Raw genomic sequence first — 2,924 nt, forward strand, 5'->3', positions numbered from 1 at the left:
GTGGTGGGCGGCGGGGTGCCGCCGCCGCAGGCCGCGCCGTTGAGTTGGCAGCCGGTCGGCGATCCGGAGCCGGTGGCCAGGAAGCCGAAGGAGACCGAGGCGCCCGGGGCGATGCTGCCGTTCCAGGACCGGTTGGTGAAGGTGTGCCGCTGGCCGGCGGAGCTGAGCAACGCGTCCCAGTAGCTGCCGAGGGTGGTGCCGGATGGCAGGTCGAAGGCGAGGCTCCAGCCGTTGATGGTCGATCCGCCGCCGTTGGTGATGGTGTACTTCCCCTCCCAGCCGGAGCCCCAGTCGGCGGTCTTGACGAAGCTGGCGGTGGCTCCGGCGGCGAACGCCGGCAGCGCGACCCAGGCTGCGCCGAGCGTGGCGGCGAGCGCGGTGACCAGGGACAGGACAAGGGATCTGGCGGGTTTCATGCGGCCCTCCACGCCCGGTGCGGGCATCCATGGATGTCAACGTTGCCGCTTATTATTAAGATAGTTAACTGTTTCTGTCCAGGGGTCGACGTGGATGGATGGGCCGCCCACCGCGTCACCACGCGGCGGGCGGCCCGCAAGCACCGCGTCAGCGGCGGAACGTGAACCAGTTGACGTTGACGAAGTCGTTCGGCTGGCCGCTGCTGAAGGTGAGGTAGACGGTGTGCCGCCCGGTCACCGCGCCGACGTTGCCGGGCACCGAGCGCCAGCTCTGCCAGCCGCCGGTGTTGCCGATCGCGAAGCTGCCGATCGGCGCCGCCGTCGGGCTGTCCACCCGCACCTCGACGAGGCCGCTCGCCCCGCCGCCCGCGCCGGAGGCCACCCGGGCCACGAAGTCCCGCGGCCCGGAGGAGCCGAACTCGACGTTGTCGTAGCGCGCCCAGTCCCCGTTACGCAGGGCGGCGATGTTCTGCCCGCCCTCGGCGCACGCCTCCACGGCCACCCCGTTCTGCGCGTTGAAGGACTCGGCCTGGATCTGCCCGTACGCGTCCCTCGTGCCGCTCGGCGGCGGCGTGGTGGGTGGCGGGGTGGTGCCGCCGCCGCGGCGGTACACCGCCACGTAGTCGACCAGCATCGGCCGACCCGGGACGGTCGCCGCGGTCGGCGTGCCGCTGCCGGCCACCCCGTTCGGGAACGCCCCGCCCATCGCCACGTTGAGCAGCAGGAAATAGCCGGCGTGCGAGGTCATCTGCGACCAGGCCGGCTCGCCGACCCGACTCTGCGTGACGGTGTGGTAGAGCTGCCCGTCGACGTACCAGCGCAGAGCCTGGGGGCTGATCGACGCGTCCCACTCGAACCGGTAGGTGTGGAACGCGGACTGACAGCTCGCGCCCGGGCAGGCCCGGGACGCGCCGATGCCGTTGAACTCGTCGCACGGCCCGCCCGGGGCGACGCCGCAGTGCAGCACCCCCCAGACCGAGTTGATGCCGTTGACGTTCTCCATGACGTCGAACTCGCCGATGCCCGGCCAGTTCTGGTAGTTGCCCCGGTAGGGCGCGCCGAGCGCCCAGAACGCCGGCCAGTAGCCGGCCGCCGCGGCGCCGGTGACGTTCGGCATCTGGATGCGGCCCTCGATGGCCAGCACGCCGCCGGCCGGGGCCTTGAAGTCGCTGCGCACGGTCTCGATCCGGGCGGAGGTCCACCCGCCTCCCGCGTCGCGCAGCGGCGTGATCCGGAGGTTGCCGCCGCCGTCGTGGCTGACGTTGGCGGTGCTGGCGGTGTAGTTCTGGATCTCGCCGGTGCCCCAGTTGGCCGGGCCGCCGGGGTAGTTGTGGCCGGTGTCGATGATCCAGTTGGCGGCCGACGGCAGGGTGCCGGACGCGCCGGTGAAGTCGTCGCTCCAGACCGTGCTCCAGCCGGCCGGGGGTGGCGGTACGGCCGCCTGCGCGGTCACGGTGACGCCGGCCAGGACGGTGGTGGTGGCGACGAGCAGGACGGAGGCCAGCCGTAGCCGGCGTCGGACGGGGGCGGCGGTGGCCGCCGGAGGAGGTGACATGGACGTGCCTCTCTGCGGGGACGGGTCGAGAGAGCGCTCTCTCAGAGTTGTACGTCTCGTCCACACAGTTGTCAACGTCGATCTATGTCGGCACCCGCCGGAGCCGCCTGTGGCCGCCGGAGCACCGCCTGCTCCAGCGCCGACCAGGTTGTCGTGGTCACCAGGTAGATCACCGCGGCGAGCGGCAGCACCAGCGCCACCAGCACCGTCGTGAACGGCAGCAGGGGCAGCAGCCAGCCGAGGGTGGCCGCACCCGGGCCCTCGGTGGGCGTACCGGCCACCGTGCCGACGGCCGCCGACGCCCGGCGGGCCCGCCGCGACGACCACCACGCCACCACCAGCAGGACGGCCAGCAGGACGGCGAAGACCGGACCGGCCGACCCGGCCAGCCCGTCGCTTAGATGGTGACCCAGCGCCACCCCGGCCAACCGCTCCTCCAGCAGCCCCGTACCGCCCTCGCTGGTGCTGAACAGCCGGTACAACACCAGCAGGAACGGCGCCTGGAGCAGCAACGGCAGGCAGCCGGCGACCGGGTTGGCGCCGGCCGACCGGTACAGCGCGAACACCTCCCGCTGGAGCTGCGCCGGGTCGTCCGCGTACCGCCGCTGGAGGTCGCGCACCTGCGGGGCGAGCGCCGCCCGGCGCCGCTCCCCGCGGACCTGCGCGACGGTGAGCGGCGAGATCAACAGCCGGACTGCGACGGTGAACAGGACGATGGCGGCGACGGTCGCCATGCTGCCGGCCAACGGTTCGAGCAGATCGGTGAGCCAGGACAGCGCGGTGCCGGCGGCGCCGACCACACCGTGCAGTGGTGCGAAAGCGAGCATGGGAAACCCCTCGGGTCCGATTCCGGTGGGGTCCTCCCCGGCGTCCGCCGGGCGGGAGGACCGGTGACGGCGGGATCGGCCGCGCGGCGGCGGGGCGCTACGCGGCCGATCCCGCCGTCACCGGTC

General features: G+C 72.9%; 3 protein-coding genes. All 3 read right to left on the bottom strand.

Annotated features, from left to right (window positions below):
• Positions 1–416: cellulose binding domain-containing protein (locus tag DKT68_RS03040; RefSeq protein WP_201748874.1), on the bottom strand; the 416-nt coding region annotated here is incomplete at its 3' end.
• Positions 417–564: 148 nt separating this feature from the next.
• Complete coding sequence (locus DKT68_RS03045; RefSeq protein WP_109815907.1) at positions 565–1,971, bottom strand: carbohydrate-binding protein; 1,407 nt, start codon at positions 1,969–1,971, stop codon at positions 565–567.
• A gap of 71 nt (positions 1,972–2,042) precedes the next feature.
• Complete coding sequence (locus DKT68_RS03050; protein WP_109815908.1) at positions 2,043–2,798, bottom strand: YidC/Oxa1 family membrane protein insertase; 756 nt, start codon at positions 2,796–2,798, stop codon at positions 2,043–2,045.
• Positions 2,799–2,924: the final 126 nt, after the last annotated feature.

Source organism: Micromonospora acroterricola, from assembly GCF_003172955.1.
Classification (GTDB): Bacteria; Actinomycetota; Actinomycetes; order Mycobacteriales; family Micromonosporaceae; genus Micromonospora; species Micromonospora acroterricola.

Excerpts from the sequence above, each read along its gene's own strand:
- DKT68_RS03045 (WP_109815907.1), bottom strand. The coding sequence starts at position 1,971 with ATGTCACCTCCTCCGGCGGCCACCGCCGCCCCCGTCCGACGCCGGCTA.
- DKT68_RS03050 (WP_109815908.1), bottom strand. The coding sequence starts at position 2,798 with ATGCTCGCTTTCGCACCACTGCACGGTGTGGTCGGCGCCGCCGGCACC.